Genomic DNA, 25,828 nt, shown 5'->3' with positions numbered 1-25,828 from the left:
TTATTCCTTAACAAAGTGTTAATGGTGCCGGTCATCCGGGCCGATCACGCGGATTTGCTTGTGTAAGCGGCGAAAATCCGCTTGAAGCACAACAAACGCGCAATTCCGGCGAGAACATCGATGGCAAGCCCAAACGCAGATTTGAACCCCCGTGCCGCGCGCGACCATGGCGGCGGACTGGACGGTGCTATCGCCCGGTTCGGCGGGGCACGCGACAACTGGCTGGACCTGTCCACCGGCATCAACCCACACCCGTATCCGGTGTCGGGACTGACCCCATCGGATTGGGCCGCGCTGCCGGATCACGGTGCGTTCGAACGGCTGTCTGCCGCAGCACGCCAGTTCTGGTCCGTTCCCAAAGGTGCAGCGATTCTGCCCGCGCCCGGCGCTTCAGCAGTAATCGCCCGCATGCCTGCACTTGCTGCGACGGGTCGGGTTCAGATCACAGCACCTACCTACAACGAACACGCGGCAGCTTTCTCCGCGCAAGGTTGGACAGTTCAATCGAACGGTCCAGCCGAGGCGCGCGTCCTTGTGCACCCGAATAATCCGGATGGACGTATCTGGTCCGAACAGAACGCCGATGCCCCGCTGACCGTGATTGATGAGAGTTTTTGTGACGTTTGCCCTGAAGCATCCCTAATTCATCTGGCCGAGCAGCCCGGTGTGATCGTGTTGAAAAGTTTCGGCAAGTTCTGGGGCTTGGCCGGGCTACGGCTGGGATTTGCAATTGGCCACCCGGACCTGATCACAAAGCTGAACGATTTGACCGGGCCGTGGTCTGTCTCTGGCCCTGCCCTTCGGATCGGGGAACGGGCGCTGCGGGACACGGGCTGGGCCAAAGCAACCCGTCAGCAGTTGGCGGCAGCGACAGAACAGCTAGACCGGATCGTGACCGGCAAGGGGGCAAAACTGGTCGGGGGCACTACGTTGTTCCGCCTTTATGACGTCGACGATGCCGCCGCTTGGCAGGCCAATCTCGCCCGCGCCCATATCTGGAGCCGCATATTCCCCTACTCAAACACCTATCTCCGCCTTGGCTTGCCGCCCGCAGACGGGTGGAGTCAGCTTGAGGACGCGTCGTGAGCACAGCTTTCCTGCTGGTTTGCTCCATGTGTCTGGACGCGGCGCTTGGAGAGCCGGATTGGCTCTGGTCCCGCATTCGTCATCCGGCAGTGATAATTGGAACCGCCATCGGCTGGCTGGACCAGCGCCTGAACCGCGGAACGAATAGGCGCCTGAAAGGCGTGGCAGTCGTGGTGGTGCTGGTCTTTGGCGCATTGTTTCTGGGCCGCGCGCTGACCTTGTTTGGGCCGGTGATCGAAATCATCCTTGCCGCAATTCTACTGGCACAAAAGTCACTGGTGATCCATGTCCGCGACGTCGGTGACGGGCTGCGCATCTCATTGGCCGAGGGCTGCGCCAAAGTCGGCATGATCGTTTCGCGCGATACGCGGGACATGACCGAGGCGCAGGTCGCGCGATCTGCGATTGAGAGCGCTGCCGAAAACCTCAGCGATGGAGTGATTGCGCCCGCGTTTTGGTTTCTGGTTGCGGGCCTGCCTGGATTGCTGATCTACAAGGCGGTCAACACGGCCGACAGCATGATCGGCTACCGATCAGAAAAGTACCGCGATTTCGGCTGGGCCGCTGCGCGTCTGGACGATGTGTTGAACCTTATCCCCGCCCGTTTGACCTGCGTGATGATCGTTGCGCTATCCGGTCAATGGACGCGCTGGCCCGAAATGGTAGCGGATGCGCGCCGCCATATCTCACCCAATGCCGGTTGGCCCGAGGCCGCCATGGCGCGCGCACTGAACGTCGCCCTTGCCGGGCCGCGCAGCTATGATGGTCAGGTCCGCGATCTGGCTTGGGTCAACGGTGATGCGCGACGTGACATCGGCGCGCCGGAGGTTTTCCGCGCATGTGACATGCTTTGGCGGGTTTGGGGGCTTGCGCTGGGGCTCGTGTCGGTGTGGGTTGGGGCAAGCTTCATTTTCTGACGGACCTAAAAATGCGTTTTCTCTCCGGCATCATTGCCGCCACCCTGCTCGCCGCTCCCGCCTTGGCCCAATGTGGCGGTGGGTTCAATTCCTTCGTGAAGGGCCTGAAGGCCGAGGCCGTACAACAAGGGTTCGACAAATCCACGGTGAACAGCTTTTTCAAAGGTGTTCAGCAGGACAGCGCGGTTCTAAGGGCGGATCGGGCGCAAGGCGTATTCCAAATACCGTTCATCGATTTTTCACGCCGTCTGATCTCTCAGAACCGGATAGATCGCGGCAAATCCATGTCTCGCAAATACGATACGGTGTTTGACCGGATTGAGCGGGAATATGGCGTGTCGCGCGGTGTACTGCTGGCATTCTGGGCGTTCGAGACCGACTATGGCGCGGTACAAGGTGACTTCAACACCCGCAACGCTCTGGTCACTCTGGCGCATGACTGCCGCCGACCTGAGTTGTTCCGACCACAGGTTTTTGCGGCCATCGAGCTCTATAGCCAAGGGGATTTTGACCCCAACCGCACAACTGGTGCCTGGGCAGGTGAGATCGGCATGGTGCAGATGTTGCCCCGCGACATTCTGGAAAACGGCGTAGACGGGGATGGCGACGGCAAGGTCTCGCTAAAAACCTCAGCCCCGGATGCGCTGATGTCGGGCGGCAAGATGCTGTCGCATCTGGGCTGGCGTCCGGGTGAACCCTGGCTGCAGGAGGTAACTGTTCCCGCCCAGATGGACTGGTCCCTGTCTGGCCCCGGCAAGTCGCGGTCCGTATCTGAGTGGCAGGCGATGGGCGTTCAAGCGCGCAGCGGATCTCTGGCCAATCTGCCCGCGTCGCTGATCCTACCACAGGGTCGCAACGGCCCTGCATTTTTGGCCTACCCAAACTTTGACGTCTATTTCGAATGGAACCAGAGCTTTGTTTATGTCCTGACCGCCGCCTATTTCGGTACGCGGTTGGAGGGCGGCCAAATCTATGACGCAGGTTCCCCGCCACAAGGCCTGTCGGGCGCGCAGATGAAGCAGTTGCAGACCAAGCTACAAGCAAGCGGTTATGATGTTGGCAAGATCGACGGCATTCTGGGCGCGGGCACACGGGCTGCCGTTCAGGCCGAACAGGCACGGCTGGGGTTGCCCGCGGATGCGTGGCCAACAGCTGATTTGCTCAACCAGTTATGAGCCCCGATGCGTCCCGCACAGACGGGACGCATCCGGACGCAACACCACAGAGTTATGCAACCTCGACGTGGTGATGCGGCGCTTTTGGTTCAAACGCGTGTGAAGTCAACGCCTTTCCCCGCGTTTCAATCGCCGTATTGGCAGGGATTTCAGTCCATTCGCCGCTATTCGCGTCCAAGGGTTCGGACGAAATAATGAACCCATCCTTACACGCCTTGTAGTGGAGGCTTGGGGCAAAGCGGTCCGAAGCATATCGGGCGGCAAAAAGGCGATCGCCGTCCGACCAACAAGCGGCAAAGCGAAGATATGGCATCGTACCTCGGCGTCGTGACAGATCTTCGACACGTTGGACTGCCCGCTCCATGGCGCCGATCGGATCGATATCCAGACCTTCGCCATGGGCAATCAGGAAAATCGCTTCGCTTTCGGTTGCGCCAAGCCGGTGGCTGTAGAGGTCAGGTGGTATCATCCCGTCCAACTCCTGCCGGATACGGTCATGCCCTCCGGCCTGCCCATTATGCATAAAACTCCATTTTCCAACCCCAAACGGGTGGCAGTTGTTCCGCGACGTTGCAGTACCAGTTGATGCCCGCACATGGGCCAGAAAGAGATGCGACCGGGTGTGATGCGTTAGCTGTTTAAGATTGGCATCCGACCAGGCGGGGTTAGTGTCCTTGTAAAAACAAGGCGTCTCACGTTCGGAATACCAGGCAAGGCCAAATCCATCTGCGTTGATCGGCGTCTTTCCGATCAGAGCATTTCGGCTCTGAATGACAAGCGATTGCTCTTGGTTCAGAACCAATTCATCTAGATAACGCTTTGCGCCTGCCCAAGCCAGAAATCGGCACATCTGTTAGCCCCATTGAGTATGAATTTTTTGAGAGCATACCACCGTCTCAGATAGGAAAACTCACCATTCTTCGCGAGCATTCGGCAATATTTCGATCAAATGACAACGCAGAACGCGAATCTTAAATCAACTAATGCCCTACTTGGATTCGATGCCTGATCGTCAAGGCGGCTACCAAACTCATTCAGGCCGGACCGGGTATCTGTCGCCTTTCTCGTCAATCAGAACTAGGCGCTTACCGCTGCGTACATAGAGATCGCAGCGGCTGAACCCGTTACGATACGTGATGCAGACACTGCCGTCGTCGGCAATGGAATATGTCCCAAACGCGGAATCCCCGCTGGCGTAGGTAAAGGAATAAGCCCCACCAGCCGAAAACTTAGACTGTCCGTCGTCATAGAAGGTCAGCGTTCGCCCCGCGAGGGCGTCCAGCTCGGCAGATGAAAGCGGGACATCTCCGGGTTTTGTTGGCCATTCCGCCGCCACAACCGGGCTGGCAGTCAACAGGGCAAGGATCAGATATCGGGTCATACGGCCACCTTAACCCGCCACCGGGCGATTGGGGCATAACGTTGCGGTGAACGATCAGGCGACCATCTGTTCGGCCTTTTTCAGATCGACCGAAACCAATTGACTGACGCCCTGTTCCTGCATGGTTACGCCAAACAACCGATCCATCCGCGCCATGGTCACCGCGTGGTGGGTGATGATCAGGAACCGAGTGTCCGTCTGGCGGCACATTTCGTCCAGCAAATCACAAAAGCGGGTGACGTTGGCATCGTCCAGCGGCGCGTCGACCTCATCCAGCACACAGATCGGCGCGGGGTTGGCGAGGAAGACGCCAAAGATCAGCGCCGTGGCGGTCAGGGTCTGTTCCCCGCCCGACAGCAGACTAAGCGTCGACAGCTTCTTGCCTGGCGGTTGGCACATGATTTCGAGCCCGGCATCCAATGGATCATCGCTTTCGACCATGACCAGATTGGCCTCACCACCGCCGAACAAATGCTTGAACAACATGGCGAAGTTGGAATTCACCTGCTCGAACGCAGTCAGCAGACGCTCACGACCCTCGCGGTTAAGACTGGCGATGCCGCTGCGCAGGGCCTTGATCGCCTCTTCCAGATCGGCCTTTTCGCTGTTCAGTGTGTCAAACTCTTCCTGAACTTCTTTGCTGTCTTCTTCGGCGCGCAGGTTCACCGCACCCATTGCGTCTCGTTGACGCTTGTGGCGGTTTACTTCGGCCTCCAGCGCGTCGGCGGCAGGCATCTGGTCGGGGTTTACATCCAGTTGGTTCAGCAACTGGTTCGGCGTCAGCTGCTGGTCTTCAGCGATCCGCTCAGCGGCGGCCACGACGCCTTCCTTGGCTGCGTCACAGCGCGCCTCGGCCGCCGCGCGGGATTCGCGGGCTTCCGATGCCAAACGTTCAGCCTCACGCTCGGCCAACACAACCTCGCGCTGCTGCGTCTCAGCCTCGGCAAGCTTGTCGGCGGCCTCGGCGCGCCGGGCCTCGGCTGTCTCGATCAACTCGTTCAGTTCTTCACGCGCCTCGGCGATCTCACCCGGGGCGGCCATCGCCTCAGACAGTTCCCCCTCAGAGCTTTCCTTGCGCTCGACCAATTCCGAGATACGTTTTTCTGCTGACTCCAACCGGTGCCGCCACCCACTGAGGTCCTTTGTCACTTCTTGAGCCCGCCGCGTCCGCGCCTCGCCTTCGCGGCGCAGCTCATCATGGGATGAGCGATGGGTCAGCATGGTGATCCTTGCGGCCTCAACCGTTTGCTTGATGTCCTCGACCTGCGCGCGCGCGCTGTCGACATCACCCAGACCATCCAGCGCTCCCTCGGCCTCGCGCAGTTGCGCGCGGGCTGACATGGCATCTTCCTTGTGCCGGTCAACAGCAAGGGCGAGAGTTTCCAGCTTACCCTGCGCCAGATTGCGGTCGGCCTCGGCCCGGCTCAGCTGACGCGCGGTTTCCGCCATCCGCTGGTCGGCTGCTCGGCGGGCTTCGCGGGCCCGGCGGTCTGCTTCGGTGACGTCCGCCAATTGCTGCGACAGCGCTTCATGCGCGGCGCGGGCACCATCAGCCTGCGCTTCGGCGCGGGTAAGTTCCTGTTTCAGAGCTTCAAGCTTGTTGAGCTGCTCCAACCGCAAGGCTGCAGCGCTTGGCGCATCCTCGGCCCATGCCCGAAATCCATCCCAACGCCACAAGTCACCTGAACGGGACACCAGACGCTGCCCCGGCTTCAATGAGGCTTGCAGCTGCGCGCCCTGATCCGCATCAACCAACCCGATCTGAGCGATCCGGCGGCTCAGACGGTCTGGGCCCGAGACATGCAACGCCAATGGTTCGGCCCCGTCGGGCAAGGGCTGATCTGCATCATAGCCAGAAACTTGGACCCAGCCGGACGGTCCGTCGGCATCGACCAACGGTGTACGCAGGTCGTCAGCCAGTGCCGCCCCCAGCGCCTTTTCATAACCGGGCTCGACCCGCAGCAGATCCAAAACCTGCCCGCCTTCGGCCGTATCCCGTTCGACCAGCTTGGCCAGGGCGGATGTCTCGGCACGGATTGCACCCAGTTCACCCTCGGCCTCGGACCGCTGCGCGCGCGCCTCGGCCTCGCGCGCCTGCGTTTCGTTGCGCAATTCATCTGCCGCGGCCAGCGCTTCTTCGGCGGCTTCTGCAGCCTCTCGCGCTTCTTCCTCGCCTTCCTGCGCTTGTTCGTATGCTTCGCTGGCGCGGGTCAAAGCATCTCGGGCTTCGTCTACTGCACCACGGGCTTTCTCTTCCTCACCCTCGGACCGGGCCAGTGTCTTACGGCTGTCTTCGACCAATCGTTGCGCCGACTGGTGACGGGCTACAAGACGCGCCATATCCTCGGTTTCCTGCGACAAGTGATCTTCACGATCCTGCAGCACAGATGCGGCTTCGCGCGCGATCTCGGCGGCCTTAGCCACTTTGTCGTCATGCCCTTCTGCCGCTTTGGCCAGTTCGCGTGCTTCCCATTCCAGACGCTCGATCATCTGGCCCGCGTCCCTGTTCAGGCCGGTTTCGCGTTCGATATCGTTGGCCAACTGCTGAATTCGGTTGGCCAGCGTCTCGATCGTCTGACGCGCGCGGGTTTCTTGATCAGCCAGCTGATCACGCTGCACCTGCTGACGTTGCAAGACGGCGGCGGCGATTGCCTCCTCCTCGCGCAACGGTGGCAGAGTTTCCTCGATTTCAGACCGCTTGGCGCTGGCTGCGCGCGCTTCGGCCTCGGCACGGGAAGCTTCGGTGATCCGCTCGCGCAGCACGTCCTCGGCTTGCTGGCGGGCCATGTCGGCCTCTTTCCAGCGGCGATAGAGCAGCATGCCTTCAGCCTGCCGTAGTTGCTCCCCAATCTCACGGTACCGCGAGGCCTGACGGGCCTGACGCGCAAGCTGCGCCAATTGGGTGCCAAGCTGTTCAAGAACGTCATCCACACGGGTCAGGTTGGATTCGGTGCCCTTCAGCTTAAGCTCCGCCTCGTGGCGGCGCTGATAAAGGCCCGAGATACCGGCCGCCTCTTCCAGAATGCTGCGACGCGCGCGGGGCTTGGCGTTGATCAGCTCGGCAATGCGGTTCTGCCCCACCAGTGCAGGTGAATGCGCGCCGGTCGAGGCATCGGCAAAAAGCATCTGGACATCGCGCGCCCGAACATCTTTGCCGTTGGTCTTGTAAGCGCTGCCGACATCGCGGGTGATGCGACGCACAATTTCCAACTGATCGCTGTCATTGAACCCCGAAGGCGCCAAACGTTCCGAGTTATCCATCGTCAGGACAACTTCGGCAAAATTTCGGGCCGGACGCGTTGCGGCCCCGGCAAAGATCACATCCTCCATCGCGCCACCGCGCATGGATTTGGGGCGGTTTTCGCCCATTACCCAACGCAACGCTTCCAGAAGATTGGACTTGCCGCAGCCATTTGGGCCCACCACACCGGTCAACCCATCCGCGATAATCAGATCGGTCGGGTCAACAAAGCTTTTGAAGCCGGTGAGTTTAAGTTTGCTGAACCGCAAAGGCCGCTCGTCCCATGATTCCTATATCTGGAAGTCTGCGCAACCCATTGGGGGTGAGTCAACGGAGTAACGCAGGATATGGGATTTCACGCCAAGTTATCCACAATATCTTGCCAAAATACGCAAAAAAGCGCGTATCTCAGTAAGAAGCGCACTCAAAAACCTGATAGCCATAGTCTTCGTAGTAGCCATAGTCGATACATTCATAGGGACCGCGAAGAAGGCTGCCGAGAATCAGCTTTTCCCCCAATTCCCGGTCACAACCTAGAATGCCCACGGTGACCGCAGCGTCGCCCAGAACATCCAACAACGGGCAACCCGACACCTGTGCCATAGCCAGTGCGGCCCGGTCTCGAATGGGGTCAAGACGCGGAGCATATTGAGAGTTGATGCGTACAGCCTCGGCCAGTTGATCGCGGACCCGCACGTCAAACACACTGCCATTCACCGCAACGCGGGTCGCAGGCACATCGCGAAAGTGGGGCGTGCCAGCCGAACAAGCGGCCAGCACTAGGAGGGACAGATACCGGATCATGCCCGCAGCATTGCAGCATCAAGGTTAACAAAACCTTTCCGCCGATCAGGCGCGCAAAACCTCACCCAATCGGCGAATACCTTCGCGGATCGTATCCTCATCCGAGTTCGAGAAACTCAACCGGATCGTGTTGGTCCCGCTGCCGTCCGGGAAAAAGGCTCCACCCGGGACAAAGGCGACTTTGACCGTGTCCAACGCCCGGGCCAACAGTTCGGCCCCGTTTGTACCGACCGGCAATGTCAACCACACGAACATGCCACCTTCCGGCTTGGTCCACTGCACGCCATCGGGCATATGGTCCTGCAACGCCTGCAACATGGCGTCGCGACGGGCACCGTAGACACGACGCAACATCGGGATATGCGTGTCGAAACAAACCCGTGCCACCTGGTCAATGGCCATCTGGTTGATGGTTGCCGAATGCAGATCGGCAGCCTGTTTCATCAACACCAATTGAGAAATCACTGGCTTTGCCGCCACGACCCAACCAACCCGCAACCCCGGAGACAAGGTTTTCGAAAAGCTTCCACAATAGATCGTGCGGCAATCCTCAATCGACCCTTTGCACGCCAATTCCAGTGCCAGAACCGGGGGGATGGCATTACCGTCATAACGCAGGGCCTGATAGGCGCCATCCTCGATCACCGCACAGTTCAACTCATCCGCCAGATCCAGCAGCGCTTCCCGCCCCCGCAGATCCACGGTTTCGCCTGTCGGGTTGGCGAAATCGGGCGAGAGATAGGCAAATTTGACCGCGCCTTCGCCCGCTAACGCCGCGTATTCTGCCGCGCCCCGGTTGCCATTGATGCTGAGCCGGTCAAAACGTGGTTCATAAGCATTGAATGCAGCCAATGCGCCCAGGTAGGTCGGCCATCCGACCAGCGCAGTATCGCCCGGCGACAGATAGAGTTTACCCAGATAATCCAATGCCTGCTGCGAGCCTGACGTGATCAGGATGTTCTCAAGCCCGCATTCCACTCCGATTGAACGCATGTGGTCGACGAGCCATTCCCGCAGCGGGACGTAACCTTCGCTGACGGAATATTGTAGCGCCTGAGCCTGCTGGTCAGGCCCCAACGCAGCTTGAAAGGCGGCCGCGAACCCTTCGGCTGGAAACAACGCGGGATCGGGGATGCCGCCTGCAAAAGAGATGATCCCCGGCTGATCCAACAGCTTTAACAATTCGCGTATCTCAGACGCTTTCATCCGGGATGCCCGCGTGGCGAACAATTCGTGCGTAGACATGAGTCTCCTCCGCTCTCAGTCACGGCCAGCGTAGAGAGGAACATCATAAAGTCAACAATGCTGACCTAATATTATAGACCACGTGACCCCGCATTCTTGAACCTCGCCGCCATCCGTGGTCATATCATTTGACCAATTTCCGGAATGACGCCCGCATGCCTTTTCAAAAAGTTCAGACCGAAAAGCTTTCAATCGCGGTAGTTCGCCAGATTGAACTGCTGATACTGCGCGGCATACTGCGCCCCGGCGAACGTCTGCCCGCCGAACGCGAATTGGCCGAGCGGCTGGGCGTATCCCGGCCGTCCCTGCGCGACGCGATCGCAGACCTGCAAAGCCAAGGGTTGCTGACAGCAAAAGCAGGATCCGGGATCTATGTGGCCGAGGTTCTGGGCTCAGCCTTCTCCCCGGCGCTGATCCGGCTGTTCGGCAGCCATGACGAGGCGGTGTTCGATTACCTCTCATTCCGGCGCGACATGGAAGGGTTGGCCGCCGAGCGCGCGGCCCGGTTGGGGTCGGACAGCGACCTGAAGGTGGTACAGACGATTTTTGCAAAGATGGAAGCCGCCCATACCAGCAATGCGACCGAAGATGAGGCGCAGCTGGACGCGCAATTCCACATGGCTATCATCGAGGCCAGCCATAATGTGGTCATGTTGCATATGATGCGGTCAATGTTCGATCTGTTGCGGCAAGGCGTGTTCTATAACCGCCAGATGATGTTCCACCAGCAAACAACGCGCGAAGCAATTCTGGACCAGCACCGCGCCATCAACACGGCGCTTCAGACACGCGACCCGGCTGCGGCCAGACATGCGGTTCAAGAACATCTAAGCTTTGTTGAACGCTGCATGGCCGATCAGCAAAAAGCAGAAAGAAACGAAGAAATCGCTCAGCAACGCCTTCAGCACGAGGCAGGCACACTATGATCGTCAACGTTTGAGTTGCATCGACTTTACGCGTTGCTTCATGTCTTCATAGTCCTGTTGCGTCAGGCTGGCGCGGCGGAACGCTTTTAGAATTCTCCATTGCTGCCACCGGCTGGGCCACGTGAGGCTGTCCAGCGCAGTGAAGGCATAAAGGTCTCCTCGGAGGTGGACTTTCCGCATCTCCAACTGCTCAGCCATATAATCCAGGCTTTGCTCTGAGAAAAAGCTGATGTGCTGGCCCGTCTCAAAAGCCCAGTACCACCAGTCGCGCGGCGGTAGATCCCTTGGATCGAAGCAAGTCGCCGAAAAAAAGAGCGTTTCGAAACCAAATTTCTTGCGCGCCTCTTTTAAGTGCGAAAGCGGATCCGGCAAATGTTCAAGAACTTCAAAGGCCGTCGCAACTGCATATGTTCCATCATCCGCGTCGAACCCACGCGCCAACAGGTTTTCTGCATAGGGGTCGGACCAGTGAAAATTCAGTCCAATGTCCCTTAGGCCGCGAACAAACAGCCCATAGCCTCCGCCGATGTCGATCCCACGGGCATCTGCAAGACCATTCGCACGCATGGCTGTTGAAACACGGCGCAGGTTCGACAGGTTTCGGGCGACGATCCCTGTATCCGTCAACGCGATGGCATCGCTATACGCTTCTTCCAGCCATGTCGGGTTTTCCACCCAGATAAAACCGCAGCTTTCATCCAGAAAGTACTTTGCCGGGTGCCGCCCGATCACTTCGCTTTCAAAAAGCAACACTCCAAGTTGCCCGGTGATTGGAGAATAGGGCATTGATCACGTTGCTCCGCTCGAAAGGTCTTGTAGGTTCGGTGGAAATGGTGCTCCGCTGCCTTCACCAAGATGTTCTTGCGGCGCGATAGTCATCAACGCCGGGTCGATATAGAGCCTGGCACCTCGTGTACGCATTTCCTGATGAAACAGGACATGTTCACAGACCAGCCGGTCCTCCTCATCTCGGCATTTATATCTCAAGCCTCGTAACGCCTGAGTTTTATAAAGGCCGGCGCCCGCAAATGCGCTGTCGACAGGTATAAGTTGGCAATCTTCTGGAATATGAAACTGACGGTCATGGATCATAGTCTTCAATAGGTTTCGACGCCATTTTCGTTTACCAAACAGAGGTTTACGCGCGTTGTGTATCTGTTGCCAGACATCCTGTTCGCACCACCCCCGGCAGCGCAAGGCATATAGGTCGTAGTAGGCAGGCCTCGAGTTTGCAAAAACCGCTTCCCACTGAATATCCGAACGCTTGGCCGCTGCTAAAACAGCTTCGGGATTCAGACAGATGTTCGGCCCGTCTAAATCCAGTATCAGAGTCAGGTGGTTGTCACGACCATTCTTTTCGAGAGTTTCAAGTATAGAATTTCGAGCAGCGGTGATACGCTCGACACGTTCAGAAATGTCCGAGATCACACCATCCAGCCGAATGATCTGAACCTCGGTAATCTGGTTCGCGTATTCAGACAGGATCTGATCGGTGTCATCGGTATTGTCATTGGTGGCAATGATGACCGAGTATTGCCCTACCCGTTTCGACAGGTCTTCGATCCGATGGATCGTTTCTTTCAGAGCCGAACCCCCGTTACGCACCGCGCCGACAATGTTCATGGAAACTGTGTTGTCTGTGGCTGGCACGGTCACTCTTTTCCTGTTTCCGGATTTCAGTTTTCTACTTCATCCGACCTTGTTCTGTGCAATCCCAGAGCCTCCGGAAAGGAAGGTAGACGCACTATGGCTCTGTCATAAAACGCCCAAACAACGCCTTCGCATCCGTCAAATCACAATTCGGATCCGCTGCACAAGTGACTAGACTAGGATCGCGCGTCGTCCCTGTAGAAAACAAATGACCCGAAAGCATGCGGCTTCCGGGTCACTTCTGTTACTCGTCTGCTATCTGTCGGTGTCAGTGCAGTTTGTCACCAACATCCGCAATCGCTGCGTCGATCAGTTTGTTCGCCTGTGCGGCCGTCATCTGCTTGGCCAGAACTGCGTTGGCAGCCGATACCGCAACGGTGATGGCCTGATCACGGACTTCCTTGACAGCTGACGCCTCAGCAGAAGCGATCTGGTCCTGAGCTGCTGCCAGACGGCGGGCGATGGATTTCTCCAAATCGACCTTTGCCTGTTCTGCCGCCAGAATAGCATCTTCTTTGGCTGCAGCCACGATGGCATCCGCTTGGGTCTGCACTTCACGCTGCTTGCGCTCGTACGAGGCCAACAGGCTGCGTGCCTCTTCATGCAGGGCGCGGGCTTCATCCAGTTCGGATTTGATGCCGTCGGCGCGGTTGTCCAGCGCGCCACCAATCATGCCTGGAACCTTGAAGTAGAACAGGACCGCGATGAAAACGATGAAGCCCAGAAGGACCACAAAGTCGGTGTTGCCAAGCGAGAAGAACGGGCCACTTGCGGCCAGCGCGGGGCTGGCGGTGCCGACGGTCAGGATAAGGGCAAGAGTATTCCGCATGTCACTTATCCTTTCGTCTGCGCGTCAATTGCACTGTCGATGGCTTTGGCATCCGCCTCGCCGCCCAGAGCTGTGACCAGTTCAGCTGCCGTGTCCTTGGCAACCACTTGAATGCTTTCCAGCGCGCCGGCTCGGATATCGGCAATTGCCTTTTCCGATTCAGCCGCCTTTGCAGCGATTTCCGCGTCTGCCTTGGCAATCGCGTCATCCAGACCAGACTGAATTTCAGCGCGGGCTTCCGCTGCGATACGCTGTGCCTCAGAACGGGCATCGGCCAGCGCCTTGTTGTAGGCCTCTTCAGCCTCGACCGCTTTGGCCTTCAGATCTTCGGCCGCAGCCAGGTCATTTGTAATGGTCCCCTGACGTTCCGCCAGGATTGCCGCGATGCGGGGCAAGGCCACGCGAGACAGGACCAGAAAGATGACGACCAGCGTGATGACCAGCCAGAAAATCTGGTTGGGAAACCAATCGAAGCAGAGCTGCGGCATACCGATGGCCGAGCCGTAGGCGTCGACGCAGGTGCCAGCTACTTCTTTGGCAAGGGGTTCAGTCGCCATGATGTCCTCCGTCGGAACGTTGTCTTTACAACAGGTGGGCCGCTATGGCTTGGACCCACCTGCGCGTAAGGATCAGGTTCCGCAGATTAGACGGCGAACATCAGCAGCAGCGAGACCAGGAATGCAAAGATCCCCAGGGCTTCTGCGAATGCGATACCGATGAACAGGGTTGCGGTCTGCGAAGCAGCCGCCGAAGGGTTGCGCAGGGCGCCGGCCAGGAAGTTGCCTGCTACGTTGCCCACCCCGATTGCGGCTGCGCCGGAACCGATTGCTGCCAGGCCTGCGCCGATGTGTGCGAGATCGCCTTCCATGATGTTTCTCCTTACGAATTGGAAGTTTCGATGTTTGGGTATCGGACCTTAGTGCGAAGGATGCAGCGCATCTTTCAGGTAAACACAGGTCAGAATGGTGAATACGTAGGCCTGAATAAAGGACACGAGGACCTCGAGGCCGTACATTGCGGTGATCGCCAGAACGGACACCGGTGAGATCACGGCAATCGCGGCAAAGCCTGCGAAAACCTTGATAACCGCGTGGCCTGCCATGACGTTACCGGCAAGACGAATGGAGTGGCTGACCGGACGCACGAAGTACGAGATCAGCTCGATGATCGCCAGGACAGGGCGCAGTGCCAGCGGTGCGCTGGACACCCAGAACAGACCTAGGAAGCTTGCGCCGTTCTTGACGAAACCCAGAACGGTTACGGTCAGGAACACAGCCAGCGCCAGCGGGATGGTCACGGCGAAATGCGACGTGGTGGTGAAAGACATGGGCAACATGCCCAGGAAGTTCGCGCAGACGATGAACATGAACAGGGTCATGACATAGGGGAAGTACTTCACGCCTTCTTTACCGCAAATGTCTTCCAGCATCTTGTAGATGAAGCCATAGGCCAACTCAGCAACAGACTGCATTCGGGTCGGAACAATGGCACGTTTCGAGGTGCTGAGAACCAGCAGGGCAAAGATCGCCGCAATAGCCAGAAACAACCACAGAGTCACGTTGGTCGGCGTGTACCACGCAATCGCACCGTCACCGAAAAGCGGTTTAACGATGAACTGATCCATCGGATGGAAAACCAGGCTGCTGCCTTCTGCTGCGGTGGTCTCAGTTGCCACGTTCAGTCCCTCTCGTCCTTATCGGCCGCCTCAGCAGCCGCTTGTTTCTCCTGAACCTCTTTCGCGCTGCGGAGCATAACCTTCACGCCCGCGACAAGGCCCAGCAATGTGAACAGCACCAGAAAGATCGGGATTGTCCCGAGCAGGCTGTCCAGCCCGTATCCGATGCCAAATCCGATCCCAAGACCGGAAACCATTTCGATGACCATCCTCCAGGCAAGCTCGCCCCCGGACACGTCAGCATCCGCACGAGGCTTTGGCGCTTTGGCCTTTTTCGCCGCTGTGATCTTGGCCTCCAGCTGCGCCATACGCTGCTTTTGGTCATCATCGGTCACGGGCAATTCCCTCGCACAGTCTTGGGTAGGGTGCTAAGGGGCGCAAGGCACAGAGTCAACGGTGTTAAATGTCTGACTTTCCGCAGGTTAAGTAATTGAATTTACGCAATTTATTCATGTAATTGAAGCACCATTAAAATGTCCCGATCCATCGGCGTGCGTAAAAACCACTCAATTCGTATATTCAACCAAATGGTTGACCAAAACCGGGCGCTGTGATTGAGCGATAGCATGTCCAATGACCTCGATACCGTTTTCGCGGCCCTCGCCGACCCGACCCGCCGCGCCATCCTTGCGATGCTGCTTGAGGATGACATGGCCGTCACCGACGTCGCCGACCCGTTCGAGATGTCGCTGGCCGCGATCTCGAAACATCTGATCATCCTGACCAAGGCCGGGTTGATCAGCCAGGAAAAGCGCGGGCGGGTGAAGTGGTGTAAGCTGGAACCGGATGCGCTGCGCGCGGCATCCGTCTGGATGCAGGGGTTCGGTCAGTTCGAACCGGTCAATCTGGATGCGTTTGAACGATTTTTGGAAGTCGAACTGCCCGCAACAGACGATCCCTAGATCTATCTAACTACAAACACCGATACTTTGGCGTGTTTGGCCAGATATCCGGCATGGCTGGAAAAGATGTGGTCCGTGATGCGCGGTGCGTGCGTCCCAACGACGATTAGGTCGGCCCCAATCTCTTCAGCGGCGCGGGTCAAATCACCGTCGACCTCTGCAGCTACATCTACCGAGTGGATGTTGCGCGCTGAAACCTCGGAGCCACTCTGCTCGGTAAGTTGATCCACAATGGCTTGCAGCTCGACGCTGATCTCCGCGTCTGAATGCGTGACGTCGCCCGGCTGGGTTCCGGTCACGCTGACGATCGTGATCCGGGCGTTTTGCCATCTCGCCATTTGCGCCGCGACATCCAGAGCTTTGCGAATTTCCGGCGGCAGATGAATATCGACCGGGATCATAATGTGATTAAACATGGCATCTTCCTCCTGCCGCCGATGTTAGCGGGCTCAGGAATAGAGCACTTTGATCTGTCTCATGTAGATGACTCCGACCATTTCATCCGGTTCGGCCGGTTCCCAGCTAGCCTTCCTGACTATACTCGACGCCGATGATCACACCCGTTGCATCCGCAAGACACAACCACGGTGCCTGAGCGCCAGTGACCTCAATTGTCGTGATTGTTCCGGTCGGTACCGATTCAGTCGAAATCGCGTTGACGTCAGCGGCCTGAACACCCGTCTCAGCCGATACCAGCGCCTCACAACTGCCTTGAAGGTCGGTCTCCGACGACCCCTGCCCCCCTCCTTGCGTACAGGCGGATAACATCGCACCGACGACAAATAGAATAGCTTGCTTCATCATTCCCTCCGGGATGGTTCATCAGACCCGAGGGTTGTTAGATTACGGCCAAAAGACAAGGGTCATTCCGAGACCGGCGCAGTGTCTTTCGCAGGTTGCTCTTCGCTTTTGAGCAGCAGAACAAGCGCGATCGCGGTTAAAACGACACCGACCAGCACCATGACGGTTGGCGCAGGCCGCCCAAGCGCGATCTCCCACAGGATCACCCAGCTGGGGATCAGATAAGTGTAGGCCATAACCTTGGCCGACGGCAGGCGTAGCGCTGCAAACTGGACCAGAACGAAACTGGAGGCCGTTGCGAAGATAGAAAGATACAGCAGACTGACCCAGACGATCAGCGGCAGGTTCGCCCAATCGGTTGCACGGATGTCTGACCAGCCGACCACCGTCAGGATCACACAACCAGCAACCAGTGTTCCAAATGTAAACACGACTGCGGGCTCGCCCCGGTTCAATTTACGCACCATCGGCGTGTAGATTGCATGCGCCATGCAGCCCCAGAAAAAGATGATCTCTCCGCCACCGATCTCGAAGGCGCGAAAGGACTGCCAATCGGCGCGAAAGATAACCCACAAAGCCCCGGTAGCCCCCACCGTCAGGGCAAAAGCCATGCGCGGCGTGGTGATCTGGCGCAGCAGAACCCATCCGGCGATGGCCGACATGATCGGCGTCAGGGTGAAGACCGCGGATGTGCTGACCGGATCGGCGGTTTTCAGGCCGTAGAACATAAGAACAAAGTAAGTGGCGAACAGCCCGCCCAAAACAGCGTATCGCCACGGCGCGTGCGCAGCGCTGCGCGGCAACCCGGTGGTGGCAAGCGCCGCAATGCCGATGATGACGGCCGCAATCAGAAACCGCCCGGCTGTAATCGCCAACGGTGCAATCTGGTTGGCAACAATCGATCCCAACGAGAAACTACCCGCCACCAGCAGAGTGAATGTGATCATTGCCAAATGACCACGCCCCTGCGGTGTCACGAGAGCCAACCTTTGGATTCTTTCTTAAGGAACGATAGGAAGGCCTGCACTTTGGTCGTGCGATGCAGATCGACATGGGTCACCAGCCAAAGTTTGCCGAACCATTCGGGCAATGGCTCAATAACTTCGACCAACTCCGGATCGCGCGATGCCTCCCACCGCGCCATGAAACCAATCCCTGCCCCGGCCAGAACCGCCTCGCGCAAGCAGAAATTGTTGGTACAGCGGAATGCGATGGCCTCGGCCGGGACAGTGGCACGCAACCACTTGGAAAACGGAGCGCGGCTGTTTTCATCGTCCGTGCCGACAAACAAGTGGTCTGCAAATTCGTCAATGCTCGCTGGTTTGCCTCGGCGTTCGATATATGACTTGCTGGCAAACAAGCCGACCTCCTGTTCGATAAACGGCTGCACAACATTGTCAGGTTGGTCCGGGGCGGCACCCGCACGGATGGCCACATGCGCCTCGCCGTATTCCAGGCGGAACAAGCGGTCCCCGGTCAGGTAACGTACAATCAGACCCGGGTGCATTGATTGAAACTCGGACAGGGCGGGAACGACCAAGGGCGCCAGCGAGGCCAGAGACGTCACAACCAATTCGCCCGACACATCATCGCCACGCCCTTTCATTCGGCCCACCAACTGATTGAACTGATCTTCGGTGGCCTGAGCCACGCGCAGAAGGTCCTCTCCGGCATCGGTTGGGGTATAGCCACGGGCGTGGCGCTGGAACAGCTTAACGCCCAGCCGCGCTTCGATCGCGTCGATATGGCGGATCACGGTGGCATGGTGAACGCCCAAGATTTCGGCCGCGCCGCTGACGGTGCCCATCCGAGCGACCTGATACGCGGTTTTGACTTCGTCCCAATTATCCATGCTCAAGCCTACTGTGCAAAATCCAACAATACCTGTTGGTATATCTGCGTTTCGTTCGCTGACGCAACACTCATATTGGGACCGGAAGCAGATTCCCCGCCAAAAAGGAAACCCTGACATGACCAAGACCATCCTGCATATCGACGCCTCGGCCCGCCGCACCGGATCCGCCACCCGTGACCTTTCCGGCCAGATTATCGGGCACCTTGGCGCCGGACGCATTATCCGCCGCGATCTTGCCAGCCCCCTGCCCCTGCTGACCGAAGACTGGATCAACGCCAACTTCACCCCCGCCGATCAACGTGACGAGGTTCAACGCGATCTGTTGGCCCTGTCCGACGAGTTGGTTGGCGAGCTGCAAAACGCCGACACCATTGTCATCGGGCTGCCGATCTACAATTTCTCGGTGCCTGCGGCCTTCAAGGCCTGGATCGACCTTGTCGCCCGCGTGGGTCTGACCTTTGCCTATTCGGAAACCGGCCCCAAAGGCCTGCTGGAAGGTAAGCGCGCCGTGCTGGCGATCGCGTCCGGCGGCACCGAGGTAGGGTCTGAGATCGACTTTGCCACCAACTATGCCAAGCACGTTCTAGGATTCATCGGCATCCACGACGTCGACGTGATTGCGGCTGACAAGATGGCGCTGGATGCGGACGCCGCGTTGGCGAATGCCCAAAAAGCGGTAACTCAACTCGCCGCTTGATCCACCTCTGGCCTTTACCTTGTGAAACGTCCAGTCTGCCTTAAGCGAGATTTGCAGACTGGGCGTTCATCATGAAGAAAATCGGCATTCTGGGCGGTGTGGGCTGGGCCTCGACCGTGGATTATTACCGAGCGATCGCAGAAGGGGCCAGCAGGCACTTTGCCAATCGCGGCCACAGCTCGCCCCTGCCGATCCCGCCCATGACAATCGAATCCGTTACGCAGGCCAAAACACGCGCCCTGCGGGGAACCGCCGGAGACGAGGCCAGTTGGTCCGGGTTCGACGCGGTGTTTCGCGAGGCGCTGTTAACACTTGAAAACGCGGGCTGCGACTTTGGCATCATCGCCTCGAACACTCCGCACGCGCGGCTGCATGCGATCCGGCAAGGTATCACCATGCCCATTCTCAGCATTTTCGATGCAACGGCTGAGGCCACGGCATCTGCCAAGGCGTCCACAGCCCTGGTTCTGGGAACGACAGTGACCATGCAGGCCAGCAATTATTCAGACCGATTGGCCGCTGAAGGGATCACTGCAAATGATCGCTTGCCCGAAACGGAAATTGCCGAGATGCAGGCTATGATCGACAGTGACTTCTACGGCGGCGCATCAGACACGGCGCGCGCTCGTTTACTAACATTCTGCGACAGGCACGCAAAGCCGGGAACCGCGATCTTGCTGGCGTGCACCGAACTGCCGCTGGCCTTTCCCGACCACCTGGATGACCCTGTTTTTGAAGCTGACGGCCACCTGTTCGTCAATCCGTCCGCCGCCCATGTCGCCGCAACCCTCGAAGAGGCGCTGAGCGATTGATCACGGCAGCCAGGTGATCTCGCATCCGATCTGATCGAAGAATGCCATCAGGTCATCGCGTGTCATGGCGACAGTCCGGTCATTTACCAATGGATGCATATAGATGACGTCCGCCGTTTGCGCGGCGGCGTCCATGAAGAACCGCACATCGTTTGACGCCCCGTTGATCATGGCCAGCGGACTGACCGCGCCGGGGCGGATGCCAAGGTTCTGAAACAGCCGATCCGCCGATCCAAACGACAGATTACCGATCCCCAGCTCTGTGCCCAACGCCTTAAGATCAATCTCGCGGCTTTGTTCCAGCGTCACCAGATAGTTTCGCTTTTTCTTGTCGCGCAGGTACAGGTTCTTGAGGCGCAAGGTGTTTTCGCCTGGTACCAGGAATTGCTCTTCAACGCCTTTGGCATCCTCAACCGTGCGCAGGGGGATATGCGTGTGCAGACGATAGCTCAGCCCCCCGTCATCCAGCCGCTGCAACAGCGCGTCTGAACTGATCGGCAGCGTGTCTTGAAAAGCGGATGACGCATCCATGGGTACCTCCTCGTTTGAGGCGCTAATCGCGCAATGCGCTGACAGATTCAAGCCACGACAGGCCTGAAAATCGATGCTAGCGTGCCGCCATGAAAGTCACGCGCAATTCTCCGAACCAACTGATCTTGTCCGATACGCCATGGTTTATCGGCATCACGCTGGTCTTCTTCATTCTGGCTTTTGTCGGCGCGGGCCTGTTCATGGTCAGTGAGGGCGGTGAGGGCATCTTGTTCGGCATCTTCTTTGCCCTATTCGGCGGTGGGATGGGTCTTGGGGCCTTCTGCGCCTTTGTGCGCCGCGTTCAGGTTATCTTGGACCGGAACAAAGACAAAATAATGATCCGCAGGCAGTCCGTCTTTGGCTATGATACCGTCGAGCATTTGCTTGCAAACTTGTCCCATGCGGAGATCGAAAGCACGGCATCGAGAAGCAATAAGGGGACATCCACCCGATATCGGCCTGTGCTAATATTGGACAAGGGAATGAGCGAGGGCCGGCATCCCATCGTCGAGGCATTCTCAAATGGTCGGGGTGCGCATCGGCTGGTTGATGCGGTCAATGACTGGCTTCCTGCGCGCAAGGTTGACTCTGCCAGCCGATCGGCCTAAAGCCCAACCCAACATCCGGAAGCGTCTGATCTTCCGGTCCCTTGAGTCGTTCAGGGATCGCCCCCCACCAGCGTGTTACGCCCGTGGGGGCGTTTGTGCATTTAACCGGCGCATCCTATCTAGGGCACGCCACCAGATAACCGGCATAGGAGGCCGAAGGCATGTTTGAAAATCTATCCGAACGCCTTTCTGGCGTCTTTGACCGGCTGACCAAACAGGGTGCCCTGTCCGAAGAGGACGTCAAAACCGCTCTGCGTGAGGTTCGGGTTGCGCTGCTTGAGGCAGATGTCTCGCTGCCGGTAGCTCGAGAATTCGTCAAGAAAGTGCAGGATCAGGCCACGGGTCAGGCGGTGACCAAGTCGATTACCCCCGGACAGCAGGTCGTCAAGATCGTGCATGACGCGTTGGTCGACACCCTGCGCGGTGAAGAAGATCCAGGTGCGCTGAAGATCGACAACCCTCCTGCCCCGATCCTGATGGTCGGCCTCCAGGGCTCGGGTAAGACGACCACAACCGGTAAGCTGGCGAAGCGCCTGAAAGAGAAAGAGGGCAAAAAGGTCCTGATGGCCTCGCTCGACGTCTATCGCCCGGCCGCGATGGATCAGTTGGCCGTTCTGGGCACGCAGGTTGGCGTTGACACCCTGCCGATTGTGCCGGGCCAGAAGCCCGTTGATATCGCCAAGCGCGCAAAGCAGCAGGCCACGCTGGGCGGCTATGACGTCTACATGCTGGATACCGCTGGCCGTCTGCATATCGACGAAGTCCTGATGGACGAGGTCGAGCAGGTCCGAAACGCGGTTGATCCGCGCGAGACCCTGCTGGTCGTCGACGGCCTGACCGGTCAGGTCGCTGTTGAAGTCGCCGAAGAGTTCGACGCCAAAGTCGGCATCTCCGGCGTGGTCCTGACCCGGATGGACGGCGACGGGCGCGGTGGTGCGGCGCTGTCGATGCGTGCGGTCACTGGCAAGCCGATCCGCTTTGTCGGTCTGGGTGAGAAGATGGACGCGCTCGAAACCTTCGAGCCGGACCGTATCGCCGGTCGTATTCTGGGCATGGGCGACATCGTTGCCCTGGTCGAAAAAGCCCAGGAAACGATGGAGATGGAACAGACCGAGCGCATGATGAAGCGCATGGTCAAAGGTCAGTTCAACATGAACGACCTGAAAATGCAGCTGGAACAGATGATCCAGATGGGCGGCATGCAGGGCATGATGGGCATGATGCCCGGCATGGGCAAAATGGCCAAGCAAGTCGAAGAAGCAGGCATGGATGACAAGGTGCTCAAACGCCAGATCGCCATGATCCAGTCCATGACCAAACGCGAACGCGCCAACCCGCAACTGCTGCAAGCGAGCCGTAAGAAACGCATCGCCGCCGGTTCGGGCATAGAGGTCAGCGACCTCAACAAGCTGCTCAAGATGCACCGGCAGATGTCCGACATGATGAAGAAGATGGGCAAAATGGGCAAAGGCAAGATGCTGAAACAGGCCATGAAAGGCATGTTCGGCAAAGGCGGACCCTCGCCCGAGGACATGGCCGCGGGTATGGATCCCAAAGCGCTGGAACAGGCCGCCAAGGCGATGGGCGGCAAGATGCCCGGTATGCCTGGCATGGGCGGCGGCATGGCTCTGCCTCCGGGTCTGAGCGGTTTCGGAAAGAAAAAGTGACGCCAGCACGCTGCACCCAGCCCCCGTCCGGAAAGGCGGCGATGGCAGCAGCGCAATATCGCGCGGCCTTGCCGGTCATTCAGACCCGGCGGCTGGTCCTGCGTGCGCCCACTTTGGACGACCTGCCGGTGTGGACGTCAGTCTGTGCAGAAAGCTTTGGCGACACTGAGCAAGAAGCCTGGACCGAGTTTTCCTACTATACCTCCGGCTGGCTTCTGCATGGTCATGGCCTGTTCTCGGTCACCCTGAAAGATGGCGGTCAGGTCATTGGCTTCGTCATTCTGGGCTTGGAATGGGACGATCAAGAACCCGAGCTTGGCTATGTTTTCAGCACCGAATACCGCAAGCAAGGCTACGCCATTGAGGCCTGCACTGCCGTTCGCGACTTCGGTTTTGACCTGCTCGGGTCCGGCCAGTTCGTCAGCTATGTATCGGCATCCAACGTCCGCTCGAATGCGCTGGCTCAACGCCTTGGTGCGTCCCGTGACGCCATGGCTGAGAGCGCCTTTGGCGCAGACCAACATGTCTGGCGCTATGGCGAGGTGCAGGCATGACACTTTCCATGGCGATCCCGACGCTGGAAACCGAGCGCCTGATCATGCGTGCCCCCTGCGAAGCTGACTTCGCAGCCGAGGCCGAGTTCTTTGCCAGCGATGCCTCAAAATTCGTCGGCGGCCCAAAACGCCCGGACGAAACTTGGCGCGCAATGGCGATGCTGCTGGGTCACTGGGCCATGCGCGGATATGGGTTCTGGGGCGTCGAAGAAAAGGGCACCGGCACCTATGTCGGCCATGTGGGCCTGTGGTTCCCACACAGTTGGCCCGAGCCCGAAATCGGCTGGACGTTGATGAATAACGCCACCGGCAAAGGTTACGCGACCGAGGCCGCTCTGGCCGCGCGTGCGCATGCCTATGATGTGCTGGGGTGGGAAACGGCGATTTCTCTGATCGATCCGGACAATCTGGGCAGCAAGGCCGTGGCCGAAAGGCTGGGCGCGCAGTTTGATTATACCTACGAACACCCGGGTTTCGGTACAATGCAGGTCTGGCGGCACCCTGCGCCGGCCGATCTGGTGAATGGCGGGATCGAGGCCTACGCATGACGTCGTACACCATCCCCACCGTTGAAACAGAAAACCTGATCCTGCGGGCACCACAAGAGGGTGATCTGCCCGCGATGACAACCTTCTTCGCGTCGGACCGCAGCCGTATGGTCGGTGGACCAAAAACGCCGCTGGAGGCATGGCGGTCGCTTTTGGGCCGGTTCGGGCACTGGGCCATCATGGGTTACGGCGGTTGGCACATCGTTGAAAAGGCAAGCGGCGCGTTTGCAGGCTGGACCGGGATCATCAATGCCCCGGGCTGGGATGAGCCGGAATTAGGTTGGGTCGTTTTCGACGGCTTCGAAGGCAAGGGCCTTGCATACGAAGCTGCGATGGCTGCCCGCGCCTATGCCGCCCATCACCAGGGGGTGAACGGTCCGATCTCATACATCGCCCACGCGAATGACCGCTCGCGCGCATTAGCCGAACGTCTTGGTGCCACTTATGAGCGCGAAGGCGAGGTTGTCGGCGAACGCTGCCAGGTTTGGCGGCACCCGATAATCGACATTTCCGACACCGCTTTGACCGCTGAGAGGACCGGCCAATGAACAACCCTGTGACACGGGCTGCGACGTTGCTGAAAGAGCATCGCGAAAGCATTGATCGGCTGGACGCGATCCTTGTCTACACGTTGGGCGAGCGGTTCAAGCACACCCAGGCCGTTGGCAAGCTCAAGGCCGAACACGAACTTCCCCCGTCCGATCCTTCGCGCGAGGCCGCGCAGATCGCACGGTTAGAAGAACTGGCGAAAGAAGCCGATCTGGACCCCGATTTCGCCAAGGCTTTTCTGAATTTCATCATTCAGGAAGTCATCCGACACCACAAGAAACACCAGAACTAAACCGGTGAACCACCGGATACGCCATTCAAAGGAGATACCACCATGGCAATGAAAATTCGTCTCGCCCGCGGCGGCTCGAAAAAGCGTCCTTTCTATCGCATCGTAGCGGCTGACAGCCGTATGCCCCGCGATGGTCGCTTCATCGAAAAGCTGGGCACCTACAACCCGCTGCTGCCCAAAGACAGCGAAGAGCGCGTGAAAATGAACATGGAGCGCGTTCAGTACTGGCTGGACCAGGGCGCACAGCCCACCGACCGTATCGCACGGATGCTGGAAGCTGCCGGCACCCGCGACAAGGCCGAGCGCAACAACCCCAACAAGGGCACCCCGGGCAAGAAAGCTCAGGAACGCGCAGAAGAAAAAGCTGCAAAGGCTGCTGAAGCTGCCGAAGCGGCTGCTGCGCCGGCTGAAGAAGCAGCAGCAGAAGAGTAAGCAGGTCGGCGCGTGCAGGATCAGGACTTCACCGACGATTTTCGCACGCAGTTCGAACTGTTGATGCGGCTCCGGCGCGATGTGCGCCGGTTCCGCACCGATCCCGTGGACGAGGCGGTGCTGACGCGCTGCCTCGACACATTTCGACTGGCCCCTTCAGTGGGGCTGAGCGAACCCTGGCGCGTCATTCGCGTCGAAAGCGAAGCGGCGCGTGCCGCAGCGCTGGAGAATTTCCAAAACGCCAACGAAAAAGCCCTTGCGGGATACTCGGGTGACAAGGCGCTGAAATACAGCCGCCTGAAGCTGTCCGGCATGCAGGAAGCGCCTGTTCAGCTGGCTGTTTTCTCAGACGAGACGACCAACAAAGGTCTGGGGCTGGGCGCGGGCACGATGCCCGAGATGCGCCGCTATTCTGTTGTAGCCGCAATCACCTTGTTTTGGCTCGCTTTGCGGGCCGAGGGGTTGGGTCTGGGTTGGGTCTCGATCCTTGATCCCGAACGGATGAAACGCGATCTGGCTGTGCCTGACGATTGGTCTCTGGTAGGCTACTACTGTGTGGGCTGGCCGGAAGAAATGTCTGAAAGACCCGAACTTGAGCGTGCCGGCTGGGAACAGCGCAGCGCCCGGTTGCATATCGAAACGCGGTAAGGC

32 protein-coding genes are annotated in these 25,828 nt (G+C 58.6%); 15 read left to right on the top strand and 17 right to left on the bottom strand.

Annotation, left to right across the window (positions count from 1 at the left end):
• Positions 1 to 120 precede the first annotated feature (120 nt).
• Genes AC2FFH_RS11315 through AC2FFH_RS11305 form a run of 3 tightly spaced genes read left to right on the top strand, consistent with a single transcriptional unit; the run spans position 121 to position 3,178 of the window.
• Positions 121 to 1,086 (top strand): threonine-phosphate decarboxylase, encoded by a 966-nt coding sequence (locus AC2FFH_RS11315; RefSeq protein WP_496844430.1) that lies wholly within the window; start codon positions 121 to 123, stop codon positions 1,084 to 1,086.
• On the top strand, positions 1,083 to 2,003 hold the full coding sequence (gene cbiB / locus AC2FFH_RS11310; protein ID WP_496844429.1) for an adenosylcobinamide-phosphate synthase CbiB: 921 nt from the start codon (positions 1,083 to 1,085) through the stop codon (positions 2,001 to 2,003). Before AC2FFH_RS11315 ends, cbiB begins: the two co-directional genes overlap by 4 nt.
• Before the next feature lie 11 nt (positions 2,004 to 2,014).
• Positions 2,015 to 3,178: a lytic murein transglycosylase gene (locus tag AC2FFH_RS11305; RefSeq protein WP_496844428.1), complete on the top strand. Its 1,164-nt coding sequence runs from the start codon at positions 2,015 to 2,017 to the stop codon at positions 3,176 to 3,178.
• A 52-nt stretch (positions 3,179 to 3,230) separates the two neighbouring features.
• Here AC2FFH_RS11305 and AC2FFH_RS11300 read toward each other — a convergent pair whose 3' ends face one another.
• The 5 genes from AC2FFH_RS11300 to AC2FFH_RS11280 form a co-directional block, all read right to left on the bottom strand.
• Positions 3,231 to 4,028, bottom strand: a complete 798-nt coding sequence (locus tag AC2FFH_RS11300) for a class II glutamine amidotransferase (protein ID WP_496844427.1) — start codon at positions 4,026 to 4,028, stop codon at positions 3,231 to 3,233.
• Between the two features lie 180 nt (positions 4,029 to 4,208).
• Entirely contained in the window at positions 4,209 to 4,559 is a 351-nt protein-coding gene (locus AC2FFH_RS11295) for a hypothetical protein (protein WP_496844426.1), read from the bottom strand.
• Positions 4,560 to 4,613: 54 nt separating this feature from the next.
• Positions 4,614 to 8,069, bottom strand: a complete 3,456-nt coding sequence (locus AC2FFH_RS11290; protein WP_496844425.1) for a chromosome segregation SMC family protein — start codon at positions 8,067 to 8,069, stop codon at positions 4,614 to 4,616.
• A gap of 139 nt (positions 8,070 to 8,208) precedes the next feature.
• On the bottom strand, positions 8,209 to 8,604 hold the full coding sequence (locus AC2FFH_RS11285) for a hypothetical protein (RefSeq protein ID WP_282153166.1): 396 nt from the start codon (positions 8,602 to 8,604) through the stop codon (positions 8,209 to 8,211).
• A gap of 45 nt (positions 8,605 to 8,649) precedes the next feature.
• Entirely contained in the window at positions 8,650 to 9,849 is a 1,200-nt protein-coding gene (locus AC2FFH_RS11280) for an aminotransferase-like domain-containing protein (RefSeq protein WP_282153165.1), read from the bottom strand.
• 155 nt (positions 9,850 to 10,004) lie between these two features.
• Here AC2FFH_RS11280 and AC2FFH_RS11275 point away from each other — a divergent pair, with 155 nt between their 5' ends.
• A complete protein-coding gene (locus tag AC2FFH_RS11275) occupies positions 10,005 to 10,775 on the top strand; it encodes an FCD domain-containing protein (protein WP_496844424.1) in 771 nt (256 codons plus the stop codon).
• A 3-nt stretch (positions 10,776 to 10,778) separates the two neighbouring features.
• On the opposite strand, the gene AC2FFH_RS11270 is transcribed toward AC2FFH_RS11275, so the two are convergent.
• From AC2FFH_RS11270 to AC2FFH_RS11240, 7 genes are all read right to left on the bottom strand, one after another.
• Positions 10,779 to 11,561, bottom strand: a complete 783-nt coding sequence (locus tag AC2FFH_RS11270; protein ID WP_496767217.1) for a class I SAM-dependent methyltransferase — start codon at positions 11,559 to 11,561, stop codon at positions 10,779 to 10,781.
• Positions 11,562 to 11,564: 3 nt separating this feature from the next.
• The gene (locus AC2FFH_RS11265; protein WP_496844423.1) at positions 11,565 to 12,425 is read right to left on the bottom strand and encodes a hypothetical protein; all 861 of its coding nucleotides are present in this window, start codon (positions 12,423 to 12,425) and stop codon (positions 11,565 to 11,567) included.
• A gap of 268 nt (positions 12,426 to 12,693) precedes the next feature.
• Complete coding sequence (locus tag AC2FFH_RS11260; RefSeq protein WP_496767220.1) at positions 12,694 to 13,254, bottom strand: F0F1 ATP synthase subunit B; 561 nt, start codon at positions 13,252 to 13,254, stop codon at positions 12,694 to 12,696.
• A gap of 5 nt (positions 13,255 to 13,259) precedes the next feature.
• Complete coding sequence (locus tag AC2FFH_RS11255; RefSeq protein ID WP_496767222.1) at positions 13,260 to 13,811, bottom strand: F0F1 ATP synthase subunit B'; 552 nt, start codon at positions 13,809 to 13,811, stop codon at positions 13,260 to 13,262.
• Between the two features lie 86 nt (positions 13,812 to 13,897).
• Positions 13,898 to 14,122: a F0F1 ATP synthase subunit C gene (locus tag AC2FFH_RS11250; RefSeq protein ID WP_005981269.1), complete on the bottom strand. Its 225-nt coding sequence runs from the start codon at positions 14,120 to 14,122 to the stop codon at positions 13,898 to 13,900.
• A gap of 48 nt (positions 14,123 to 14,170) precedes the next feature.
• A complete protein-coding gene (locus AC2FFH_RS11245) occupies positions 14,171 to 14,929 on the bottom strand; it encodes a F0F1 ATP synthase subunit A (RefSeq protein WP_058278975.1) in 759 nt (252 codons plus the stop codon).
• Positions 14,930 to 14,931: 2 nt separating this feature from the next.
• Positions 14,932 to 15,264, bottom strand: a complete 333-nt coding sequence (locus AC2FFH_RS11240) for an AtpZ/AtpI family protein (protein ID WP_058273313.1) — start codon at positions 15,262 to 15,264, stop codon at positions 14,932 to 14,934.
• A 231-nt stretch (positions 15,265 to 15,495) separates the two neighbouring features.
• Here AC2FFH_RS11240 and AC2FFH_RS11235 point away from each other — a divergent pair, with 231 nt between their 5' ends.
• Entirely contained in the window at positions 15,496 to 15,831 is a 336-nt protein-coding gene (locus AC2FFH_RS11235) for an ArsR/SmtB family transcription factor (RefSeq protein ID WP_058273314.1), read from the top strand.
• 2 nt (positions 15,832 to 15,833) lie between these two features.
• On the opposite strand, the gene AC2FFH_RS11230 is transcribed toward AC2FFH_RS11235, so the two are convergent.
• The 4 genes from AC2FFH_RS11230 to AC2FFH_RS11215 form a co-directional block, all read right to left on the bottom strand.
• Positions 15,834 to 16,247, bottom strand: coding sequence for a universal stress protein (locus AC2FFH_RS11230; RefSeq protein WP_496767225.1), 414 nt, complete (start codon positions 16,245 to 16,247; stop codon positions 15,834 to 15,836).
• Positions 16,248 to 16,353: 106 nt separating this feature from the next.
• Positions 16,354 to 16,632, bottom strand: a complete 279-nt coding sequence (locus AC2FFH_RS11225) for a hypothetical protein (RefSeq protein WP_496767227.1) — start codon at positions 16,630 to 16,632, stop codon at positions 16,354 to 16,356.
• A 62-nt stretch (positions 16,633 to 16,694) separates the two neighbouring features.
• On the bottom strand, positions 16,695 to 17,609 hold the full coding sequence (locus AC2FFH_RS11220; protein ID WP_496780162.1) for a DMT family transporter: 915 nt from the start codon (positions 17,607 to 17,609) through the stop codon (positions 16,695 to 16,697).
• Positions 17,606 to 18,484 carry a LysR family transcriptional regulator gene (locus AC2FFH_RS11215; RefSeq protein ID WP_058273318.1) on the bottom strand — a complete coding sequence of 293 codons (879 nt, stop codon included), beginning with the start codon at positions 18,482 to 18,484 and terminating at the stop codon, positions 17,606 to 17,608. Before AC2FFH_RS11215 ends, AC2FFH_RS11220 begins: the two co-directional genes overlap by 4 nt.
• Positions 18,485 to 18,602: 118 nt before the next feature.
• Between AC2FFH_RS11215 and AC2FFH_RS11210 the strand changes: the two genes are divergently transcribed.
• Together AC2FFH_RS11210 and AC2FFH_RS11205 are read left to right on the top strand one after the other, a co-directional pair.
• Positions 18,603 to 19,184 (top strand): FMN-dependent NADH-azoreductase, encoded by a 582-nt coding sequence (locus tag AC2FFH_RS11210; protein ID WP_496767230.1) that lies wholly within the window; start codon positions 18,603 to 18,605, stop codon positions 19,182 to 19,184.
• 71 nt (positions 19,185 to 19,255) lie between these two features.
• Complete coding sequence (locus AC2FFH_RS11205) at positions 19,256 to 19,996, top strand: aspartate/glutamate racemase family protein (RefSeq protein WP_496780166.1); 741 nt, start codon at positions 19,256 to 19,258, stop codon at positions 19,994 to 19,996.
• Here AC2FFH_RS11205 and AC2FFH_RS11200 read toward each other — a convergent pair whose 3' ends face one another.
• A complete protein-coding gene (locus AC2FFH_RS11200) occupies positions 19,997 to 20,527 on the bottom strand; it encodes a prolyl-tRNA synthetase associated domain-containing protein (protein ID WP_496767234.1) in 531 nt (176 codons plus the stop codon).
• An 89-nt stretch (positions 20,528 to 20,616) separates the two neighbouring features.
• On the opposite strand from AC2FFH_RS11200, the gene AC2FFH_RS11195 reads away from it, so the two are divergent.
• The 8 genes from AC2FFH_RS11195 (at position 20,617) to bluB (ending at position 25,825) form a co-directional block, all read left to right on the top strand.
• Positions 20,617 to 21,135: a hypothetical protein gene (locus AC2FFH_RS11195; RefSeq protein WP_496767236.1), complete on the top strand. Its 519-nt coding sequence runs from the start codon at positions 20,617 to 20,619 to the stop codon at positions 21,133 to 21,135.
• A 161-nt stretch (positions 21,136 to 21,296) separates the two neighbouring features.
• Positions 21,297 to 22,802, top strand: coding sequence for a signal recognition particle protein (gene ffh, locus AC2FFH_RS11190; RefSeq protein WP_496767238.1), 1,506 nt, complete (start codon positions 21,297 to 21,299; stop codon positions 22,800 to 22,802).
• Positions 22,803 to 22,843: 41 nt separating this feature from the next.
• A complete protein-coding gene (locus AC2FFH_RS11185) occupies positions 22,844 to 23,356 on the top strand; it encodes a GNAT family N-acetyltransferase (RefSeq protein WP_496844422.1) in 513 nt (170 codons plus the stop codon).
• Positions 23,353 to 23,904 carry a GNAT family N-acetyltransferase gene (locus AC2FFH_RS11180; RefSeq protein ID WP_496767241.1) on the top strand — a complete coding sequence of 184 codons (552 nt, stop codon included), beginning with the start codon at positions 23,353 to 23,355 and terminating at the stop codon, positions 23,902 to 23,904. The genes AC2FFH_RS11185 and AC2FFH_RS11180 overlap by 4 nt, the downstream gene beginning before the upstream one ends.
• Positions 23,901 to 24,452, top strand: coding sequence for a GNAT family N-acetyltransferase (locus AC2FFH_RS11175; protein ID WP_496767243.1), 552 nt, complete (start codon positions 23,901 to 23,903; stop codon positions 24,450 to 24,452). Before AC2FFH_RS11180 ends, AC2FFH_RS11175 begins: the two co-directional genes overlap by 4 nt.
• Positions 24,449 to 24,745: a chorismate mutase gene (locus tag AC2FFH_RS11170; protein ID WP_170561253.1), complete on the top strand. Its 297-nt coding sequence runs from the start codon at positions 24,449 to 24,451 to the stop codon at positions 24,743 to 24,745. Before AC2FFH_RS11175 ends, AC2FFH_RS11170 begins: the two co-directional genes overlap by 4 nt.
• A 42-nt stretch (positions 24,746 to 24,787) precedes the next feature.
• A complete protein-coding gene (gene rpsP / locus AC2FFH_RS11165) occupies positions 24,788 to 25,177 on the top strand; it encodes a 30S ribosomal protein S16 (RefSeq protein ID WP_170561254.1) in 390 nt (129 codons plus the stop codon).
• A gap of 12 nt (positions 25,178 to 25,189) precedes the next feature.
• Positions 25,190 to 25,825 carry a 5,6-dimethylbenzimidazole synthase gene (gene bluB, locus AC2FFH_RS11160; RefSeq protein WP_496767246.1) on the top strand — a complete coding sequence of 212 codons (636 nt, stop codon included), beginning with the start codon at positions 25,190 to 25,192 and terminating at the stop codon, positions 25,823 to 25,825.
• Positions 25,826 to 25,828 lie beyond the last annotated feature (3 nt).

The organism is Ruegeria sp. YTSC003 (assembly GCF_059609785.1).
Note: the sequence above shows the minus strand (reverse complement) of the source record. Positions and strands in the feature narration are given on the sequence as shown.

Excerpts from the sequence above, each read along its gene's own strand:
- AC2FFH_RS11315 (WP_496844430.1), top strand. The coding sequence starts at position 121 with ATGGCAAGCCCAAACGCAGATTTGAACCCCCGTGCCGCGCGCGACCAT.
- AC2FFH_RS11305 (WP_496844428.1), top strand. The coding sequence starts at position 2,015 with ATGCGTTTTCTCTCCGGCATCATTGCCGCCACCCTGCTCGCCGCTCCC.
- AC2FFH_RS11300 (WP_496844427.1), bottom strand. The coding sequence starts at position 4,028 with ATGTGCCGATTTCTGGCTTGGGCAGGCGCAAAGCGTTATCTAGATGAA.
- AC2FFH_RS11295 (WP_496844426.1), bottom strand. The coding sequence starts at position 4,559 with ATGACCCGATATCTGATCCTTGCCCTGTTGACTGCCAGCCCGGTTGTG.
- AC2FFH_RS11285 (WP_282153166.1), bottom strand. The coding sequence starts at position 8,604 with ATGATCCGGTATCTGTCCCTCCTAGTGCTGGCCGCTTGTTCGGCTGGC.
- AC2FFH_RS11280 (WP_282153165.1), bottom strand. The coding sequence starts at position 9,849 with ATGTCTACGCACGAATTGTTCGCCACGCGGGCATCCCGGATGAAAGCG.
- AC2FFH_RS11275 (WP_496844424.1), top strand. The coding sequence starts at position 10,005 with ATGCCTTTTCAAAAAGTTCAGACCGAAAAGCTTTCAATCGCGGTAGTT.
- AC2FFH_RS11270 (WP_496767217.1), bottom strand. The coding sequence starts at position 11,561 with ATGCCCTATTCTCCAATCACCGGGCAACTTGGAGTGTTGCTTTTTGAA.
- AC2FFH_RS11260 (WP_496767220.1), bottom strand. The coding sequence starts at position 13,254 with ATGCGGAATACTCTTGCCCTTATCCTGACCGTCGGCACCGCCAGCCCC.
- AC2FFH_RS11255 (WP_496767222.1), bottom strand. The coding sequence starts at position 13,811 with ATGGCGACTGAACCCCTTGCCAAAGAAGTAGCTGGCACCTGCGTCGAC.
- AC2FFH_RS11250 (WP_005981269.1), bottom strand. The coding sequence starts at position 14,122 with ATGGAAGGCGATCTCGCACACATCGGCGCAGGCCTGGCAGCAATCGGT.
- AC2FFH_RS11235 (WP_058273314.1), top strand. The coding sequence starts at position 15,496 with ATGTCCAATGACCTCGATACCGTTTTCGCGGCCCTCGCCGACCCGACC.
- AC2FFH_RS11230 (WP_496767225.1), bottom strand. The coding sequence starts at position 16,247 with ATGTTTAATCACATTATGATCCCGGTCGATATTCATCTGCCGCCGGAA.
- AC2FFH_RS11225 (WP_496767227.1), bottom strand. The coding sequence starts at position 16,632 with ATGAAGCAAGCTATTCTATTTGTCGTCGGTGCGATGTTATCCGCCTGT.
- AC2FFH_RS11215 (WP_058273318.1), bottom strand. The coding sequence starts at position 18,484 with ATGGATAATTGGGACGAAGTCAAAACCGCGTATCAGGTCGCTCGGATG.
- AC2FFH_RS11210 (WP_496767230.1), top strand. The coding sequence starts at position 18,603 with ATGACCAAGACCATCCTGCATATCGACGCCTCGGCCCGCCGCACCGGA.
- AC2FFH_RS11205 (WP_496780166.1), top strand. The coding sequence starts at position 19,256 with ATGAAGAAAATCGGCATTCTGGGCGGTGTGGGCTGGGCCTCGACCGTG.
- AC2FFH_RS11200 (WP_496767234.1), bottom strand. The coding sequence starts at position 20,527 with ATGGATGCGTCATCCGCTTTTCAAGACACGCTGCCGATCAGTTCAGAC.
- AC2FFH_RS11195 (WP_496767236.1), top strand. The coding sequence starts at position 20,617 with ATGAAAGTCACGCGCAATTCTCCGAACCAACTGATCTTGTCCGATACG.
- ffh (WP_496767238.1), top strand. The coding sequence starts at position 21,297 with ATGTTTGAAAATCTATCCGAACGCCTTTCTGGCGTCTTTGACCGGCTG.
- AC2FFH_RS11185 (WP_496844422.1), top strand. The coding sequence starts at position 22,844 with ATGGCAGCAGCGCAATATCGCGCGGCCTTGCCGGTCATTCAGACCCGG.
- AC2FFH_RS11180 (WP_496767241.1), top strand. The coding sequence starts at position 23,353 with ATGACACTTTCCATGGCGATCCCGACGCTGGAAACCGAGCGCCTGATC.
- AC2FFH_RS11175 (WP_496767243.1), top strand. The coding sequence starts at position 23,901 with ATGACGTCGTACACCATCCCCACCGTTGAAACAGAAAACCTGATCCTG.
- AC2FFH_RS11170 (WP_170561253.1), top strand. The coding sequence starts at position 24,449 with ATGAACAACCCTGTGACACGGGCTGCGACGTTGCTGAAAGAGCATCGC.
- rpsP (WP_170561254.1), top strand. The coding sequence starts at position 24,788 with ATGGCAATGAAAATTCGTCTCGCCCGCGGCGGCTCGAAAAAGCGTCCT.